The sequence below is a fragment of the Micromonospora sp. MH33 genome (assembly GCF_003013775.1).
Taxonomy (GTDB): Bacteria; Actinomycetota; Actinomycetes; order Mycobacteriales; family Micromonosporaceae; genus Micromonospora; species Micromonospora fulviviridis.
Genome location: NZ_MUYZ01000506.1, coordinates 1 through 2,812 on the forward strand (window position 1 = coordinate 1; position 2,812 = coordinate 2,812).

General features: G+C 64.3%; 1 protein-coding gene. It reads left to right on the top strand.

Annotated features, from left to right (window positions below; genetic code table 11):
- Positions 1-54: 54 nt before the first annotated feature.
- The coding region (locus B0E53_RS35075; RefSeq protein WP_146167923.1) for a hypothetical protein at positions 55-2,812 on the top strand (2,758 nt) is incomplete at its 3' end.

Consider the following 2,812-nt stretch of genomic DNA (forward strand, 5'->3'; position numbering starts at 1 on the left):
CAGTGGGTGGTGCAGACCAACGCGGGGTTGGGGTCGCAGGGTGGGTCGCAGGCGGTGGCGGTGGTGTTCGATCCGGCCGCGGAGACGGTGGTTCGGCTCAGCCCTTACGACAGTGACCTGAAGGACAGCCACAACGTCTATGTGAGTACGGATGGCACTGACGGTCGGATCACCCAGTTGCATTGGCTTGCGGGTCTTCCGTCTCGTGCGTATGGGCATGAGTTGAAGCATTTCGCCGGGGTGCCGCATCATGCTTCGCCGGGTGATCTGCTCAGGGGTTCCAGGCGCGAGGGTGATGATCATCTGAACGAGCCGGGGTTCACCGCCTGGGAGCTCGAGCAGATCCGGGAGACGGCTGCGTCGTATGTGGCTCCCACGGTCGCGCCTCGGCCGGTTGGGTCGCCCGAGTCGGATTCGGCGTCGTCCGGGTCGGACGTCGGGTCGTCGGAGCGGGTTTCGGGTTCGCTGCCGGGCCGGCCGGCGGCGATGGAATGGCACCCCCCGGCCGACGCCGACGCCGACGCGGGCGGGCAGCCGTCCGAATCAGCGGAATACTACGACCCGTATGGTCTTGGCCGGGAGTTCGCGGACCTGGGGTGGGCGGCGGACCCGCTCGGAATAGCGGCGGACCCGTACGCAGGAATGGACATGGCGACTCCGGCGAATGGCTCGGAGTGGTCGCCGCAGGACTTCGATGAGCGAGTAATAGCGGCGACCACGCGGTTGGGGCATGCTGCGTACTATGTCGAGGCCCAGTTTGACGAGTGGGTGCGCGGCGTGTTCGACATCTCCCGCGCGGAGGGAGGGAGAGCAACCAACGCCTTCTACCGTTCGTTGTTGAACACTCCGGAGTTGTTAACGATGCCGGGCGTCACCAACGTCGTTGGACTGCGCGCCTGGGCGGCTCGAAAGCTGGCCGATGACCTCGCCCGGGGTGAGCAGTCGACGTTCAAGGAGATCCTTCCGTATCCGGAGGGCGTGTCGGAGCAGCAACGGCAAGCCCTGCACCGGATCTGGCTCGACAAGCTCTCGAACGCGGGGTCCGGAGATCACGAACTCGCGTATGTGATCCCCCATATCTTCGCCGGGGGGTTGGGCAAGCCGATGCGGGTCCACCATCCGTTCGATGCTCCAGAAGACATCGGCCCGACGCCCGATGCTGGTGCCACCCGGCAGCAGGTCGTTTTCTGGAAGGGTGCCTACCACCTTCTCCGGCCTCGTGATCCAGCCGATTCCCGCCTCGGCAGTGGCTTCCAGCAGACAGCCGTGCCCGCCAACGTAAAGGAGAAGTTGGATGCCTTCTTCAACGATGTGATCGCCCTGCTGAAAGACGGGATCGCCGCAGCGGAAGCCAATCTGGTCGGCAGGCACGGACATTTTCTGAAGCGTACCTTCCACCGTAATCTCGCGCACATCCGTCGGCAGCCAGAGCACCCGCCCGGTCTCGGCCTCGGCGCCCCCGTCTCCCTCGACAGGCAGGTCCGCGAACTCATAGAACATCGCCGGTACTTCAACAGCCTCCAGGAAGACAGCGGCTGGCGGGACGAGAGCCCGCGACTCGAATCCCCGTTCACCCTCCGCCTAACCGCCAGCGAAGCCGGGGGCCCCAGCCGCCGCACATCTCTGTTCCTCCAGGTAGGCGGCAAAAATGGTCCTGTTCTGGATACCACCCAAATTGTCGCCCCGGGTGACGTGGTCGCTATCGACTTCGGGAAGGTCGACGGGGGAGGCGTCGGTATTGCCAGAATCCCGTACAGCGCAGCCGCCGGTGACGTCATCTACCGGGTACTCGACCGTAGGTTCACCGACAGCGAGCTGGCCGAACTGAGGAAAAGAGCATCCGCCCGAGTGTGGGAATTCCACAAGCCGTTGTTCAGTGACTCCTTCCAGATGTCGACGAATTTGTACCGCGACTCAGGGGTGTTGGGCATAAAATTCCGCGCGGGTGATGATGAAGCGAGGGCAACCAAGAGCCTCGTCATCCCACGGGGGGCCGCCAAAGTTGCCGACGGGAGTTCGTTCGTCGTCCCCCAGGACATGACGAATGTGGTTCTCGAACTCGGTTATGACACCGATGGTCGGCCCGTCGCGGTCGTCGAAATCCCGGCCGAGAAGAACGGGGGGCAGGCCCTATATTGGGAGTTGGCCGCCGTCCCCACTGTGCGCGACATCGAGTGGCACCGCAGAAACTCCTTCTGGGAGCTGTGGGATCGGTGGGACCTTGCCGAGGGCATATCTCTCGACGAGACCTTGAACAAGCATGCCAGAATACCCAAGCCTGTCGATCTTCAGCTCAGCGGTCCGGGTAGGACAATCGATGGGTGGGAGGTGGATCTTTCTGAGGGTGCGGAGATCACTCTGCGGGTAGGAAGATGGCCGGTCGGGCCGGATGGCGTCAACAGCGTTTTCATGGTGGCCAAGGTGCCGTTGAAGCCGTTGGACGACGCAGCCAAGGCTGCCTACCGGGTCGCCAACCCGTGGGTCGTCGACGTACCCACGCACGCCTACCGGCTCGTCAACACGGGCAAGACGTTCGCCGAGTTCGATACTTTCAAAGCTCAGCTCCAGGCGCGGAAGGACAAGCTCGACAGGCGCAGAAAGCGAGACGAACAGGCTGCTGGGCGGACCGCGAGGCGTCGGCGCATCGGGGATGAGTCGTCGTTGCCCGGGGGGCCGGCGGCGTTCGAGTGGAATGGTGCGGCTTCGGCCGATGGCGGGGTTGGGTCGTCGTCGGAGTGGGCGGCTGGGGTGGAGCCGTCGGTGGTGTGGGTTGATGGTGGTTGGCGGGTGTCGTATCGCAGTGCGGGGGGTT